This is a genomic window from Nocardia sp. NBC_01730 (genome assembly GCF_035920445.1).
Lineage (GTDB): Bacteria > Actinomycetota > Actinomycetes > Mycobacteriales > Mycobacteriaceae > Nocardia.
The window spans coordinates 873108-887081 of record NZ_CP109162.1 but is presented as its reverse complement, the minus strand read 5'-3'; the positions used below and the strand labels follow the sequence as shown (position 1 = coordinate 887081).

Annotated in this window: 16 protein-coding genes and 1 pseudogene; 10 read left to right on the top strand and 7 right to left on the bottom strand. The window is 66.0% G+C overall.

All coding sequences use genetic code 11. The features are described from left to right. Positions 1–41 precede the first annotated feature (41 nt). The 3 genes from OHB12_RS03385 to OHB12_RS03375 all read left to right on the top strand — a co-directional run bounded on the left by OHB12_RS03385 (position 42) and on the right by OHB12_RS03375 (position 1473). Positions 42–305: a transposase gene (locus tag OHB12_RS03385; RefSeq protein WP_327116042.1), complete on the top strand. Its 264-nt coding sequence runs from the start codon at positions 42–44 to the stop codon at positions 303–305. 327 nt (positions 306–632) lie between these two features. Further along, a complete protein-coding gene (locus OHB12_RS03380; RefSeq protein WP_327116040.1) occupies positions 633–830 on the top strand; it encodes a hypothetical protein in 198 nt (65 codons plus the stop codon). A 94-nt stretch (positions 831–924) separates the two neighbouring features. Continuing rightward, positions 925–1473 (top strand): recombinase family protein, encoded by a 549-nt coding sequence (locus tag OHB12_RS03375; RefSeq protein WP_327116038.1) that lies wholly within the window; start codon positions 925–927, stop codon positions 1471–1473. A 187-nt stretch (positions 1474–1660) separates the two neighbouring features. Here OHB12_RS03375 and OHB12_RS03370 read toward each other — a convergent pair whose 3' ends face one another. Further along, positions 1661–2341: a TetR/AcrR family transcriptional regulator gene (locus OHB12_RS03370; RefSeq protein ID WP_327116036.1), complete on the bottom strand. Its 681-nt coding sequence runs from the start codon at positions 2339–2341 to the stop codon at positions 1661–1663. A gap of 116 nt (positions 2342–2457) precedes the next feature. On the opposite strand from OHB12_RS03370, the gene OHB12_RS03365 reads away from it, so the two are divergent. Beyond that, complete coding sequence (locus OHB12_RS03365) at positions 2458–3879, top strand: flavin monoamine oxidase family protein (RefSeq protein WP_327116034.1); 1422 nt, start codon at positions 2458–2460, stop codon at positions 3877–3879. Positions 3880–3924: 45 nt separating this feature from the next. Here the strand turns inward: OHB12_RS03365 and OHB12_RS03360 are convergent, their stop codons facing one another. The 3 genes from OHB12_RS03360 to OHB12_RS03350 form a co-directional block, all read right to left on the bottom strand. Next, positions 3925–4353 carry a transposase gene (locus OHB12_RS03360; RefSeq protein ID WP_327116032.1) on the bottom strand — a complete coding sequence of 143 codons (429 nt, stop codon included), beginning with the start codon at positions 4351–4353 and terminating at the stop codon, positions 3925–3927. Positions 4354–4629: 276 nt separating this feature from the next. Further along, on the bottom strand, positions 4630–4812 hold the full coding sequence (locus tag OHB12_RS03355; RefSeq protein WP_327116030.1) for a hypothetical protein: 183 nt from the start codon (positions 4810–4812) through the stop codon (positions 4630–4632). Positions 4813–5090: 278 nt separating this feature from the next. Further along, on the bottom strand, positions 5091–5417 hold the full coding sequence (locus OHB12_RS03350; protein WP_327116028.1) for a hypothetical protein: 327 nt from the start codon (positions 5415–5417) through the stop codon (positions 5091–5093). Positions 5418–5849: 432 nt separating this feature from the next. Between OHB12_RS03350 and OHB12_RS36040 the strand changes: the two genes are divergently transcribed. Then, positions 5850–6368, top strand: a complete 519-nt coding sequence (locus OHB12_RS36040; RefSeq protein ID WP_442799955.1) for a hypothetical protein — start codon at positions 5850–5852, stop codon at positions 6366–6368. Positions 6369–6433: 65 nt separating this feature from the next. Here OHB12_RS36040 and OHB12_RS03340 read toward each other — a convergent pair whose 3' ends face one another. Beyond that, positions 6434–6775: a hypothetical protein gene (locus OHB12_RS03340; RefSeq protein ID WP_327116024.1), complete on the bottom strand. Its 342-nt coding sequence runs from the start codon at positions 6773–6775 to the stop codon at positions 6434–6436. Between the two features lie 105 nt (positions 6776–6880). Between OHB12_RS03340 and OHB12_RS03335 the strand changes: the two genes are divergently transcribed. Further along, positions 6881–8071 carry an IS630 family transposase gene (locus tag OHB12_RS03335; RefSeq protein ID WP_327116022.1) on the top strand — a complete coding sequence of 397 codons (1191 nt, stop codon included), beginning with the start codon at positions 6881–6883 and terminating at the stop codon, positions 8069–8071. Positions 8072–8339: 268 nt separating this feature from the next. Here the strand turns inward: OHB12_RS03335 and OHB12_RS03330 are convergent, their stop codons facing one another. Next, complete coding sequence (locus OHB12_RS03330) at positions 8340–8927, bottom strand: TetR/AcrR family transcriptional regulator (protein ID WP_327116020.1); 588 nt, start codon at positions 8925–8927, stop codon at positions 8340–8342. Positions 8928–9073: 146 nt separating this feature from the next. Between OHB12_RS03330 and OHB12_RS03325 the strand changes: the two genes are divergently transcribed. Next, the gene (locus tag OHB12_RS03325; RefSeq protein ID WP_442800065.1) at positions 9074–9889 is read left to right on the top strand and encodes an oxidoreductase; all 816 of its coding nucleotides are present in this window, start codon (positions 9074–9076) and stop codon (positions 9887–9889) included. Positions 9890–9945: 56 nt separating this feature from the next. Next, positions 9946–10950 (top strand): NADP-dependent oxidoreductase, encoded by a 1005-nt coding sequence (locus tag OHB12_RS03320; RefSeq protein ID WP_327116016.1) that lies wholly within the window; start codon positions 9946–9948, stop codon positions 10948–10950. 2 nt (positions 10951–10952) lie between these two features. On the opposite strand, the gene OHB12_RS03315 is transcribed toward OHB12_RS03320, so the two are convergent. Next, positions 10953–11180: a hypothetical protein gene (locus tag OHB12_RS03315; RefSeq protein WP_327116014.1), complete on the bottom strand. Its 228-nt coding sequence runs from the start codon at positions 11178–11180 to the stop codon at positions 10953–10955. Positions 11181–11463: 283 nt separating this feature from the next. Between OHB12_RS03315 and OHB12_RS03310 the strand changes: the two genes are divergently transcribed. Together OHB12_RS03310 and OHB12_RS03305 are read left to right on the top strand one after the other, a co-directional pair. Continuing rightward, a complete protein-coding gene (locus tag OHB12_RS03310) occupies positions 11464–12411 on the top strand; it encodes an alpha/beta hydrolase (RefSeq protein WP_327120866.1) in 948 nt (315 codons plus the stop codon). A gap of 11 nt (positions 12412–12422) precedes the next feature. Then, positions 12423–13955, top strand: a pseudogene (locus OHB12_RS03305) (class I adenylate-forming enzyme family protein). Positions 13956–13974: the final 19 nt, after the last annotated feature.

Below are 13974 nucleotides of genomic sequence, written 5' to 3'. Positions count from 1 at the left end.
GTTGAACGACCAAGCACAACCGGAAACCAACCGGAGACCTCGTGACCACAGCAGCGGTGGCGGGGCGGGCGGATCTGACCGACGCTCAATGGGCGAGGCTGGAACCGCTGCTGTCCCGCGGCAGAAAGACGGGCCGCCCGCCCGTATGGACGAAACGACAGCCCATAGACGGAGTCCGGTGGCGGACCCGCGTCGGCTGCCCGTGGCGTGATATCCCACCACAGTACGGGTCCTGGTCGGCGATCTACGGTCTGTCACGCGGCGGGTGGACAACAAAACTGCATCTGGCATGCGAGGCCGGGTGATGGGAATGCTGCTCACCGCCGGCCAGGCTGGGGGCAGTCCACAATTCTCGGCGGTCCTCGATCGGATCGAGGTGAGCGAACCCGGTGGCGGCAGGGCCCGCCGACGACCGGATCGAGTGCTCCAGTCGCGGCAACCGCACCTGGCTGCGTCGGCGCGGGATCAAGGTTACGATCCAGGTGCCGGCCGACCAAGCCGCCCACCGCAGGGCCCGCGGTTCGTCCGGCGGCCGACCACCAGCATTCGACAAGGTCATCTACCGCGACCGAAACACCGTCGAAGCGTGCGGTTCATGATGCACCTGTAGCCGGAACGGGCTGGAGGGGCTGATGATTGGACGTGAGGGCTTGCTGCGGATGGCTGCGGTGGCCGAGCGGTTGACGCGGCAGGTCGAGGCAACTGCGCGTGTGGAGGCCGACGGTGAGGCCGGAGCCGATCGAGTGGGCGGATCTGCCCTTGCCGAGCCGGGTCACGGCGGTCCGGGTGCTGACGGTGATGGTCCGCAGGCGTCTGACGTACTCGGGTGATGGGGACACCGACGATGAGTGCGCAGATTCCGCAGTGGCCGGGCAAGGTAAGGGCCGAGCACACCGATCGGCTGTTGTTGGGGTTGAAGGCACCATGAGCGAGGTCGAACTGCACCTGATCAAGCAGCGGATGGCGTCGGGTCGGCTGGGCAAGGCCAAACGCGGCGAGCTGTTCTTCGCGGTCCCGACTGGATACGTGCTGCGCCCGTCCGGGGAGGTCGTCAAGGACCCTGACGAGCAGGTCCGCACGGTCATCGAGCTGATCTTCGATTTGTTCGACGAGCTAACAACGGTCAACGCGGTACTGGCGTATCTGGTCGAGCACGGTATCCGGATCGGGGTGCGGTTGCGGGAGGGCGCGGACGCCGGTGAGCTGGAGTGGCGGCGCCCGAGCAGGATGACGGTCAACAACATCTTGCGCCACCCGATCTACGCCGGGATCTACGCGCACGGGCGCCGATCGGTCGATCCGCGGCGGCGGGTCGCCGGGCGGCCGTCGACGGGGAAGGTGAGCGTGCCAACCGAACTCGAACGCCTGCGCCAGCTATGCCGCCTGCCCCGCGGCTACCACGTCCGCCGACGCTGGCACAACGACCCCGCACCCACCGAACCCACCACTCACCCAGCCGAACCACAGTTATGAATGCATTGTGGTTGATACGCTGAACGGGGCATCAATCAGCTCAACAGCATCGGGCCGTCGCCACCAGATATGACAAGCTCGCTGCCCGCTACCTGGCCACCATCCACATTGCCGCCATCAACCAATGGCTACGGCATGAGTGAGGGCGGGCCGTTCGGGCCGCCCTCACCACACTTCGACCCAGACCCTAGGCGCGGTGGAGACCGTTCAGGAGGCAGTGCAGTCCCTGCTCGAATCGCTGCGACGAGTCGGTGTGCGCAAACCGGCCGAGAAACCGCACCGTGGGGGTGACGTCCCGGCCGTCGGCCGAGGTGAGTTGCGAAAGATCCTCGGGTGACCATGAATTCGCCGACTCGCCAACCCGTGCCCACGCCGACTCGGCCAGCGCCGCACCGAGCACATAGTAGTAGTAGCCCGCAGTAGCGGCACCGAGTTCGTCGTCGGAGAAGCCCGCATCGGTCAACACACGCAGGATCGTGGCGAAATGCGCCACTGCCGCAGGGCCCATCGGCGGGTTGTCGCCGACCAATGCGGCCGCCCAGGGATGGCGCATCAATGCCTGGAACGTCCGGCGGCCGATCGCAGTGAGGTCGGCGACCCACTCGCCGCTCGGCTCGGCGTCTTCGAGCGCCTCTGCGAATACCGCGTCCACGGCGAACTCCAGGAGATCGTCCTTGGTAGCGACGTATCCGTACAACGTCATCGGCGCGGCGTCGAGCCGGGCGGCGAGTTTGCGCATAGTCAGCCCGGCCACCGTCTCCTCGTCGAGCAGCGCGACGGCGGCGGCCACGATCTGGTCGCGGTCGAGCGCAGGCTGGCTGCGCGCGTTTTTCGTCGGCCGCAGCCAGACCGAGTTCCTTTCGGGCATTGCTCGATCCTACGCCTTTGGCGTACATTGAACGATTATCCGTACATTGTACGGATCATTCGTACCACGTACGCGCTCAATCGTAGATCGCAATCCGATTGCACTGGAGGCAGGCGATGTCACCGAGGAAGAACCCCAGGGTCGACGTGGTTGTGGTCGGCGCAGGGCTGTCCGGCCTGGCCGCAGCGCGGCGGCTGGTGGACGGCGGGCGGACCGTCGCCGTACTGGAAGCCAAGTCGCGGGTCGGCGGGCGGACCTGCAATAGGAACGCGGGCGGTGCACCTGTCGACGAGGGGGCGACTCTGATATATCCGCAGCACCGAAACGTGATTCGATTGGCCGAGGCGCACGACGTCGAACTGTTCGAGACCAGATTCGACGGTCGGTTCTTGTTCTATTCCGAGGGCACCGCCCACGCCTTCCGGTTCGGCAAGCTGCGCGGTATGAAACTGCTCGGAAACCCCGCGCTGCAACCGCTGTTGCAGGTGGCGCTCGCCCTCACGGCGCGGTTGCGGGAACTTCCGATGCCACCCGAGGCCCTGCTGGAGGTAATCGGAGCGATCAACCGGTTGGATGAGCTGGCCGCGACGGTGCCGGCGCACGCGCCGTGGACCGCCCCCCATGCCGCCGAACTGGACAACCGCACACTAGGTTGCTGGGTGGCCGACGAGGTGGCATCACGACAAGCGCGGCGACTGTTCGAATCGAGCCTCGCCGGATATCTGCCGCCCTCGACCTCGCTGCTGTATGCCCTGCACTTCCTCAATACCTGGGGCGGTGTCGGATCACTGCTGGCCGGGCAGGCGAGAATTTTCCGATTCACCGGCGGCGCCCAGGCGTTGGCTACCGCGCTGGCCGAATCGATCGTCGATCGGGTGATTCTCGCCTGCCCGGTCCGCGAGATCACCTGGCAGCCAGAGGGAGTCGTGGTGCGCGGCGGCGAAACCGAGTTCCAGGCCGAGCATGTGATCGTGGCGGTCACGCCGTCGGGTCTGCGGAACGTGCGCTTCGATCCGGAGTTGCCCGCCGACCGCACAGCGCTGCACGATTCCTGGCAGCCCGTGCACGGCCGCAAGATCAATGTCGTCTACGACGAACCATTCTGGCGGCAAGCAGGACTGTCCGGCTCAGCCCTGGCCGATCTCGGTGCGGTCCCGGGGGTGATCGACGTTTCGCCGCCGAGTGGCGAAGTAGGCATTCTGGCCACCTACGTCACAGTCGATGAGGCAGAGGAGGATCCGGCAGTCCGGCGCCGGGTGGTGTTGGCGGCGTTCGCCGATATGTTCGGCCCCCGAGCACTCGAACCCCGTGCGTACGTGGAGAAGAACTGGGCGGAGGAGCCTTTCACCTATGGATGCGAAGGTGGGCTCACCACCGGCGCCTTGACCACCGCACGGCGATTGATGAAAACACCGGTGGGCCGGGTGCATTGGGCGGGCGTCGAAACCGCCGACGCCTGGATGGGCTTCATGAACGGTGCGGTACAGGCCGGTGAGCGCGCGGCCGACGAAGTCCTCGCCGTCAGCGCCGTCAGCTGATCCGCACCGCTCGCCCGGCGCAATTCACCTACACCCTGCTGATTCTCATCTCCGATACCCATGTGTCCTGTGCGCAGCATCGCCAGTGGCTCGAGTCCCTGCCCGCAAGGCCAGGTGCACTTGGTCGTCCAGCCGCCCCTGGGCCGGCCCAGGGGCGTGATCGGCAGGCTCCTCGCTGCCCGCTGCGCTGGGTGGTTCGCACTGTTGGTCACCGGCACGGCGGGCTCCAGCGGCGTGCTGATGGGCCCGCATGATCGTGGAATCCACGCTCACCTGCCAGGCGATGCGGCCGGCCGCGTCGGCGAAGGCTTGCAACAGTTTCAGCATCAACGCCCACACTCCCGCGCGCTGCCAGCGCCGGAACAACCCGTAAACCGCCTGCCACGACCCGTACTGAGGTGGCACGTCCCGCCACAGCGAACCGACCCGGGTACGCCACCGGATCCCGTCGATGAGCTGCCGCTTCGTCCACATCGGCGGGCGGCCCGCCTTCTTCGGTCGGGCACCAGCGACTCCAACCGCGCCCACTGCGCGTCGGCCAGATCCGCTCGCCCCGACACCACTACACTGGTCACGAGGTCTCCGGTGGTCTCCGGTTTTTCTTTGGTCGTTAAACCAGGGCCCACTACACCGCTATGCGTCACACAGCGATCACCGAGACCGCCCCACCAGCGGATACGCCCCAGAAGGACTAGTCGACAGTGACCCGATCTGCCGACGCTGCAACGCGCAGGTCACCAGTCCGGCCCCCTACCAGAGGGGGGACGGTCCCGCGACGACCCAGCCGACGTCGGTAGGCTTGACGCAAAAGCCCAATGCCACCTCGATTATCTGGACCCGGTAGATGACCTCGACGTAGAAGTGGGTGCCGGTGTGGCCCCAGTTGAAGTCCCCGAGATCGAGTTCGCCGAGCCAGACAAGTCTTGTTCCCACTCGTCGGCAGCGAGGCGGCCACTCGCCTCGTCATCGGCGCTCGCACCGACCGAGCCGGACCACAGACTCTTGAGCACATGCCGGACCGGCGCATGGTCGACGAGTTGTTCGGCCTCAGGGATCTTCCCAGCTCGGAGCAGGCTGAAGGAGCGGCTAACGACCGCTTCGACGTCGGTCTCGGCAGGGCGCTCCGTCCAGATCTTCACGGCGAGATCGTACGGATCCCCAGTGCGTCCTCAGCGACCCGGTCTGCTGCGCAGGGATCGCCCCCAGGCGAGTCACAGCCGGTCGAAGAGGCGCTTGGCTTCTGATAGGCCGAGGCCGGTCCGGTCGCGCAGAAGTTTGACGCCGTGGGCGGGCTTGAGCTGGTCCTTCAGCGGCAGCACGCTCGACAGTGTCTCGTCATCGGGAGCCTCGCGCGGGGCAAGCATCCCGGCGGCTACCGACCGTGCGACATCGAGCCGCGCCCGGCTCATACGTGGAGAGGCGGAGTTTGACGTGCTCGCTGACTTACGGCCCGGACCGGCAAAACGAAACGCTACTGCCGATGCGATGATGACGATGACGGGCACCAGCATCAGGCAGAGTCCGAGAGTCGTATTCATCTGCGGAATCCTAGGCGAGGTGCGCTGTCGCCACTGTGGTCACAACTTGCCGCCCGGTGACAGCCCACTGCGGCGGAGTACAACCGCGGCGAGTGCGTTGTCCAGCCCGGCACGGTTCTTGCGGGTCGTCCCCGAGAATCCCTGTCGATGAAGATCCGTTCGCACGGTGCCGACGGATGGACCCCGCCGAGAACCCGACGGTTGAATACGCGACCTCACCAGCCCGGACCCCTACGTCGAACAGGCGGACCGGCCGTCTCGATCCCGAAACCGTGTAACTCGGTACGGACTGGCCTGGACCTGCACCAATCCTACGAGGAAATGGTCAACGCGAAGGTTCGAGACCCTCCGCAGCCGGGCCAATAGTCCAGGTCTCAATCCGGACCGGGGCAGATTCTGGTCGCCAACGAGTACCTCTCGGTCGACCCCTACATGCGCGGCCGGATGAGCGCCAAGAAGTCCTATATCGAGCCCTACGCGGTGGGCGAGCCGATGGACGGCCCCGCCGTCGCCCGCGTCCTGGCGTCCAACGCCGAGGGCTTCGCTCCCGGCGACCACGTGGTGCACGTTTCGGCTGGCGCGACTACGCGGTATTTGACGCGGCGACGGCCCAGAAGGTCGACCCTCAGGTGGGGCCGCTGTCCACCTACCGGCCTGCATCCCGGTCGCGGAGAGTTGCCAGGCCATGGTGCGCCGCACATCATCGAGGATCGCCTCGAACGAGGTGCCCGCTTCGGCGAGCCTGCGCTGGACCACCCCCGGATGCAGGGCCATCGCCCGTGCGACCGCGACCAGGCTGGCTTGGTTGACCGCCAACAGTCGATGGGTCATGCCCCGGACGTGATCGGCCAGCGCGATGTCGGGCCCGATCCGGGCGAGGTAGTTCTCCGCCAATGCCAGCGCCTCGGCGTCCCGTCCGCGAATCTGCTGGGCCAGTGCGTGATGGGGTAGATGCCCAGAGTTCAGATCGCATCCGAACTCGACAGGACAACCGAACAGGTCCCGATACTTAGTGGTCACGCCCGTAAGTCGTTCGGGGGTCGGTGTCCGAGGTAGAGATCGCAGGCGCAGTCGAGGGCTTCCTGGGGGCTGCCTGCGGTGAAGCCGGTGGGCAGGATCTGGTTTTCGTATTTGCCGCTGCTGGCGAGGTAGAGGCCGAATCCCCAGGTGGAGGCCGATCCGCCGTAGCGGAGCCGGATGAGGGGCAGTCGGTGGCCGTCGGCCAGTTCGCCCTCGATGTAGGCGAATTGGCCGTGGTATCGGACGTGCAGGCCGCTCAGCTGAGGCCAATGCTCGGCGGCGTGTTGGCGCAGCCGTTGGGCCAGGGAGGTCTTGGTCGAGTCCGGGATCGCGGGCATGAGGTCATCTTGCCGCTTCCGGCGTGTCGATCCGGCTCCGGTGACGGGATCGGGCACGGCCGTGGCGACTGATTCCTCGAAAGTTGTTGGAAATACACTGTTTTCGTGCCTGTTGCTCGTGCTCGCCAGATTGTGTTGACTGCCTCCGAGCGGCGCAGGCTCGAGAAACTGGCCTACTCCCGCACCGCTGGATTCGCGCTGGTCGTCCGTGTCCGGATCGTGCTGGACGCCGCCCATGGTTACTCCAACAAGATCGCTCTTCGGCGGCAGATCCATCTCGACACGGTGCGCACCTGGCGTGGCCGATACGCAGACCACGGGTTCGACGGGCTCAAAGACCGGCCCCGCTCGGGCCGGCCCCCGCGTTTCAGCCCGCTCCAACGCGCCGAGGTCACAGCGCTGGCCTGCCAGTTGCCGGCCCAGACGGGCGTGCCGTTGTCGCGGTGGAGCAGCAGCGAACTGGCCGCCGAGGCGGTCAAATCCGGTATCGCCGAGGCTATTTCGGCCTCTACCGTGCACCGGATCCTGTCGGGCGCCGCGCTCAAGCCCTGGCAGCACCGGTCGTGGATCTTCGTCCGCGACCCCGGCTTCGGGCTCAGAGTCGCCCGGGTGTTGGACCTCTACCAGCGGACCTGGGACGGGCAGCCGTTGGCCGATAACGAATACGTGATCTCCTCCGACGAGAAGACCTCGATCCAGGCCCGCTGCCGATGCCACCCCACCCTGGCGCCGGGGACCGCTCGCATGATGCGCGTCAACCACGAATACGACCGGGGTGGATCGTTGTCCTACCTGGCCGCCTACGACGTCGGCGGCGCCCGCGTGTTCGGCCACTGCGCGGCCAAGACCGGGATCGTGCCGTTCATGACCCTCGTGGAAAAAGTCATGACCAGCGAGCCGTACGCCTCGGCCAAACGCGTGTTCTGGGTGGTCGACAACGGCTCGTCACACCGCTGCAAAGCCGCCTGCGATCGGCTGGCCGCACGGTTCCCCAACGCGGTCATGGTCCACACCCCGGTGCACGCGTCCTGGTTGAACCAGATCGAGATCTACTTCTCCATCGTGCAGCGAAAAGTCGTCTCTCCCAACGACTTCACCAGCCTTGACCCGGTCGAAGACCGGCTCATCGCCTTCGAGCGTCGTTACAACGAGACCGCTCGGCCCTTCGAATGGAAGTTCACCCAGACCGACCTCGCCGACCTACTGGCCCGGATCGAGCGGCACACACAGAACGAGCACTCCCAGCAGCACACCGGCTACGACCACCAGCCTGCCGCACAACCAGCAGCCGCGTGAACCCCCGAAAACCTACGACCAGGACCACTTAGCCGGAGCTGCGATGCGGCGGTGCTGCATGGCGACCCGAAGCGGCACGAAGTCCTCACCCAGCATGAGCCGGAAGGCGTCCGCCGCGCCGTGGCTGAGGATGTTGAGCCCGATGGCGGCCACCCGGCCGTGCGCGCGGGCTCGAGGACAGTATCCGGTGTCGCCGCTTGGGCGGCGCCCGAGGCAAGGTGCCCAGCGGCCGACCAGCAGGCGTGTCACGGTTTGGTAATGCGGCGTCTCAGCACTGTGGCGTGGCGTCCAACACGGTCAGGGCGTTGCGGATGCCTTGCTCCAGGATGTCATCGGCGAGTTGCCGGTCGGCCATGGCGCGGGAGAGTTGCAGTGTCCCGATCATCAGGCCGTAGACGCTGAGGGTCTTCGTGCGCGCCGACTGCGGGTCGTGCGGCGCAAGTCGGGTGGCGATGTCGTCGACGAACGCGAGCACGCTGTCGGTGTATGCCTTCTTGGTCGGATCTGTGCACCGGCTGATCTCGTCGAGCAGGGCGGCGGACGGGCAGCCCTGCTCCGGGTTGTCGCGGTGCTGGGGCGACAGGTAGGTACGCACGATCTGCTCGAGTCCGGCGCGGCCGGGCGCGACGGCGGCGAGCCGCTCGCGCTGTTCGCGTAACTGGCCGGAGACCGCGGCGGCGACCAGATCCTCCTTGGAGGCGAAGTGGGCATAGAAGGCACCGTTGGTCAGCCCCGCGTCCGCCATGAGCGTGGCTAGCCCGGAGCCGTCGATGCCGTCACGCTTCAGCCGGCGGCCCGCCGTCTCGATGATCCGCCGGCGCGTCGCCAGCTTGTGTTCTTTCCCGTACCGCACCATGCGCTCCTTCACCGGCCGGGAGGGCCTGCGAACCCTATCCCGTACTACATGCTAGTACGATCATAATCCCAAGCTCGCCGAGCCCTCCCGACCCGCATCCTCTCCTGTGATATTATGATCATAATTCAAAAGACTGGGAGGTCATGATGACAGCAACTCCGCCGGTAGCGCTCGTGACGGGCGCGTCCTCCGGCATCGGCAAGGCAGCCACGCTTGCCCTCTCGGACGCGGGCTTCCGAGTGATCGGGACGAGCCGCAACACTTCGCGAGGCGCCTCCGGAAACGGCGTGACGTTCCTGGACCTCGACGTGACCAGCGACGAGTCGGTCACCAACGTGGTCGGGCGGGTCATCGCACGCTTCGGGCGCCTCGATGTTCTGGTCAACAACGCCGGCGTCGGCGCCAATGGCGCCGCCGAGGAAATCTCCGCCGCCCAGGCGCAGCGCGTCTTCGATGTCAACGTCTTCGGCCTCATGCGCATGACGAAGGCTGTCCTGCCGCATATGCGAGCCCGGAGCAGCGGACGCATCATCAACGTCTCATCGGTGGCCGGGTTCGTTCCCAACCCGTTCATGGCCATCTATGTCGCGTCCAAGCACGCGGTCGAGGGTTATTCCGAGTCCCTGGACCACGAGGTCCGCGAATACGGCGTCCGGGTCCTGCGCGTCCAGCCCGGCCCCGTCAACACTCCGTTCGACGCCAACATGGTGCAAGCGGACACCCCGCTGCCGGTCTACACGGGGCGCCGGCGCGTCTTCGACGAGGTCATGGCGGAGTCGATGCGGGGCGGCGACGATCCCGCCGTCGTCGCCAAGGTGATCGCCGCGGCGGCCACCGACCCGACGCCGAAGTTGCGGTACACCGCCGGCTCGACCGCTGGACGCGTCGCCGCGCTACGCCGCATCGTCCCCGCCCGGGCCTTCGACAAGAGCATCCGCAAACTCAACCGGATGACCGGCTGACAATCCGCAAGCAGACGGATCTCGGCACTAGCCGGGAGGAATTGGAGAGACGAGTTATGAAGGCATTCATCGTCGATCGCTACGGAAGCAGCGGCGACAATCTTCGGGCCGGCGACATGCCAGAGCCCGAGGTGCGTGAGCGCGACGTGCTGGTCCAGATCCACGCCGCCGGGGTCAACGCCCTGGATTCCAAGATCAGGGACGGAGAGTTCAAGCTCATCCTGCCCTATCGCCCGCCGTTCATCTTGGGCAACGACGCGGCCGGCGTCGTGGTCCGAGTCGGGACCCGCGTGCGGAAGTTCAAGCCCGGCGACGAGGTCTACGCGCGACCGGACAAAGACCGAATCGGCACCTTCGCGGAGTTCATTTCCATCAACGAAGACGACCTGGCACCGAAGCCGAAGCAACTCACGATGGAAGAAGCGGCCGCTATCCCGCTGGTCGGCCTGACCGCCTGGCAAGCGTTGATCGACATCGCCAACCTGCAAAGAGGGCAGAAAGCCTTCATCCACGCCGGCTCCGGCGGCGTGGGAACATTCGCGATCCAGCTGGCGAAACATGTCGGCGCGACCGTGGCCACGACAACCAGCGCGGCCAACATCGATCTGGTCAAGCGCCTCGGCGCGGATGTCGTGATCGACTATCGGACCGACGACTTCGAAAACGTCCTGCACGACTACGACGTGGTTTTGAACAGCCTGGACAACAAGACACTCGAGAAGTCTCTGCGCGTGCTGAAGCCCGGCGGAAAGCTCATCTCGATCTCCGGCCCACCGGATCCCGCCTTCGCACGGGAGATCGGAAAGCCGTGGATCTTGCGTCCGGTAATGCGCGTTTTGAGTCATCGGACCAGAAAAGCCGCCAAGCGTCGTCAGATCAGCTATTCGTTCCTCTTCATGCGGGCGAGCGGAGATCAGCTACGCGAGATCACCTCTCTCATCGACTCCGGGATCATCCAGCCGGTCATAGACCGGGTCTTTCCCTTCGAATCGACCAACGCGGCCATGGCCTACGTCGAAAATGGACGCGCGAAAGGCAAGGTCGTCGTCAAGGTGAAATAGACCTACGCGTGGTTCGGCAGCACCGGCTCGAACTGGGCCAGCACCCGCAGCAGGAACGGGCGCGGTAGCCCGGCTGCCGACGGTGCGTCAGCGAGTGTTTCGAGGACCGGCTGCAGTGGGCGGCCACTGTCCGCGACGAGCCGCACCAATCCAAGCTTCGCGCAATGAGACAGCACCGGGGCCAACAGTTCGGCGGCCCGCACCTTCTGTCCGGTTTCGGTGGCGGCCATACCGGCGAGGCAATCGCAGTACATCACCGCGAATGGACCTGAAGCTCGGTCTCGATACGGCGCCATCCAACGATGCCAGTGGTAGACCTCTTCGAAGTCGAACCGGTACAGCGCCGCCGCGGCCGCTGCGGCCGAAGGACGGTCAGCAACTGATGCTCGACTACATGGCGAGCACGGAATCCACCGGTGAGCTCCCCCTCTACAACCCGGACATCTACAAGCAAGCGCTCGAACTGGGCGCTGTGCCAGGGCGTCACTCGACGAGCGGGCGGTGAGTCCGGCCATGGCCGCGAAGAAGCCCTTCACCCGTCAGGATGTCTACTTCTCCTCCGGAGGCAACACTTGTGCTGCGTGGCTCTACCTCCCCACCGGCATCGCCGCGCCGCCCGTCGTCGTCCTCGGGCACGGCCTCGGTGCGACCCGCGAGATGCGATTGGACGCCTTCGCCGAGCGTTTCGCCAAGGCCGGCATCGCCTGTTTGGCCTTCACCTACCGGCACTTCGGCGACAGCGGCGGCGAACCCCGTCAGCTGCTGTCGATCAAAAAGCAGCTGGCCGACTGGGATGCGGCCATCGACTACGTGAAAGCCCGTCGCGACGTCGACGGCGCACGCGTCGCGGTATGGGGCAGCTCCTTCGGCGGAGGCCATGCCATCACCGTCGCTTCGCGCCATCCTGAACTGCGAGCGGCCGTGGCCCAGTGCCCCTTCACCGACGGCTTGGCCTCCGCGCTCGCGTTGGGCCCGATCGCCTCGCTCGAGCTGGCTCCGATACTCGCCCGAGATCTGGCGGCTAAGGTCCGCGGGAACGCACCGGTGACGATTCCCCTTGCCGCACCCCCCGGTTCGCTGGCCCTGATGAACGCACCGGATGCCCTTCCCGGCTACCAGGCGCTGGTTCCCGCGGGGACAACGTTCGTGAACGCGGCAGCGGCACGGGTCATTCCGACCATCGTCGGCTACCGGCCCGGACGTGCGGCGAAAAAGATCGCCATCCCCATCCTTTTCTGCGTCAGCAACACCGACACCGTCACGCCGCCGGCCCAGACCCTCCGATACGCACGGACCGCGCCGCGGGGGGAGATCAAGAGGTACGACGCGGGCCACTTCGATTTCTATCTCGGCGATGCCTTCGAAGCATTGGTCAGGGATCAGATCGAGTTCCTGACCCGCCATCTTGTCTCCACACCCACCCCCTCCGCTCTTGTACCCGATCGCGCCACATCAAGGTAGGTACGCTCGCGATGAATTTTGCTTCTCTGCCCGACCGCCGCGCCAAACTGGATCCGTATGGGCCCGCGGTCTCCGACGGGTCTCAATCGCTCAATAATGCCCAGCTGTTGAAAGTGGTCCGAGCGGCCTCTCAGCACCTTCGAGAGCTCGAGATCGGTTCCGGTGATGTCGTGGCGCTCCGACTGAAGAACCGTGTCGAGTTCGTGGTGCTGTTGTTCGCGGCTTGGCGGCTCGGCGCGACCATCACGCCGGTCAATCCGAGCCTGACCGACATCGAGATCGTTCGACAGCTCAGCGACTCCGGGGCCCGCCTGCTGGTGGCCGAGGACGACGGAACACCGGTGGACGGCGTCACCACGCTCGCCGTGGGCGATTTGTACACCGAGGCAGTGAGTCCGGCTCTCGAACCACAGCCGCAACCGTCCGCGTTGGACGTCCTTTATCAAGCGGCGGTCGAGTGGGTTCGACAGCCGCGGGCGGACTCGTCCACGGTCGCCCTGCTCATCTACACCAGCGGTACTACCGGCGTCCCGAAGGGCGTGATGCTCGACCACGCCAACATCGACGCCATGGTGGTCATGGGAGTCGAATCGCTGCAGATGACACCGGCTGACCGGTGCCTGCTGATCCTGCCGCTCTTCCACGTCAACGGCATCGTCGTCAGTATCCTCACACCGCTGCTCGCCGGTGCGAGTGTCGTCATCGCAGGCCGTTTCGATCCAAGATCCTTCTTCGACCTCGTCGAGGGCGAGCGCCCCACCTTCTTCAGCGCCGTGCCGACGATCTACAGCATGCTTGCCGCGCTCCCAGCGAACATTCGGCCCGACACATCATCGTTGCGTTTCGGAATCTGCGGCGCGGCACCGGCCTCGGCCGACCTGCTGGCCCGATTCGAGGGTCGATACGGATTCCCCCTCATCGAGGGCTACGGGCTGTCAGAAGGAACATGCGGCTCCACCATCAACCCCCTCGCAGGCCAACGACGCGCCGGCACAGTCGGACTTCCCTTCCCTGGACAAGAGATTCGGATCCTCGACGCAGCCGGTTCCGAGGCGGAAGCGGGGGTCGACGGTGAGGTGGTCGTGCGGGGCCCGAACGTCATGCGTGGCTACCTCGGCCGTCCGGAGGAAACGGCGCGCGTCATCGTTGATGGCTGGCTGCACACCGGTGACGTCGGCCATCTCGACGCGCAGGGCTATCTGACACTCGTCGGGCGATCGAAAGACATGATCATTCGTGGCGGCGAGAACATCTACCCCAAGGAGATCGAGGACGTCCTGGTCGGTGACCCGTCCGTCCTGGAGGCCGCCGTGATCGGCGTGCCCGACGAAAAATGGGGCGAGATCGTCGTCGCCTACGTGTAACCACGACCGGACGCGACCGTCGACCCCGCCTCGTTGAAAGCGGCGTGCGCTCGGCGTCTTACCCCCTACAAGCGCCCGACCTCGTACTTCATCGTGGGCGCCATCCCGAAGAACGCGGTCGGCAAGATCGACAAGGTCTCGCTACGGACGGCCCATGCGGCAGCCGCTGCTGGGCCGTGACCGGCCCGCCGCAGGCACT

Bases quoted from the DNA above. Each gene is read 5' to 3' on its own strand.
- OHB12_RS03380 (WP_327116040.1), top strand. From the start codon at position 633: ATGATTGGACGTGAGGGCTTGCTGCGGATGGCTGCGGTGGCCGAGCGG.
- OHB12_RS03375 (WP_327116038.1), top strand. From the start codon at position 925: ATGAGCGAGGTCGAACTGCACCTGATCAAGCAGCGGATGGCGTCGGGT.
- OHB12_RS03370 (WP_327116036.1), bottom strand. From the start codon at position 2,341: ATGCCCGAAAGGAACTCGGTCTGGCTGCGGCCGACGAAAAACGCGCGC.
- OHB12_RS03365 (WP_327116034.1), top strand. From the start codon at position 2,458: ATGTCACCGAGGAAGAACCCCAGGGTCGACGTGGTTGTGGTCGGCGCA.
- OHB12_RS03360 (WP_327116032.1), bottom strand. From the start codon at position 4,353: ATGTGGACGAAGCGGCAGCTCATCGACGGGATCCGGTGGCGTACCCGG.
- OHB12_RS03350 (WP_327116028.1), bottom strand. From the start codon at position 5,417: ATGAATACGACTCTCGGACTCTGCCTGATGCTGGTGCCCGTCATCGTC.
- OHB12_RS36040 (WP_442799955.1), top strand. From the start codon at position 5,850: ATGCGCGGCCGGATGAGCGCCAAGAAGTCCTATATCGAGCCCTACGCG.
- OHB12_RS03340 (WP_327116024.1), bottom strand. From the start codon at position 6,775: ATGCCCGCGATCCCGGACTCGACCAAGACCTCCCTGGCCCAACGGCTG.
- OHB12_RS03330 (WP_327116020.1), bottom strand. From the start codon at position 8,927: ATGGTGCGGTACGGGAAAGAACACAAGCTGGCGACGCGCCGGCGGATC.
- OHB12_RS03325 (WP_442800065.1), top strand. From the start codon at position 9,074: ATGACAGCAACTCCGCCGGTAGCGCTCGTGACGGGCGCGTCCTCCGGC.
- OHB12_RS03320 (WP_327116016.1), top strand. From the start codon at position 9,946: ATGAAGGCATTCATCGTCGATCGCTACGGAAGCAGCGGCGACAATCTT.
- OHB12_RS03315 (WP_327116014.1), bottom strand. From the start codon at position 11,180: ATGGCCGCCACCGAAACCGGACAGAAGGTGCGGGCCGCCGAACTGTTG.
- OHB12_RS03310 (WP_327120866.1), top strand. From the start codon at position 11,464: ATGGCCGCGAAGAAGCCCTTCACCCGTCAGGATGTCTACTTCTCCTCC.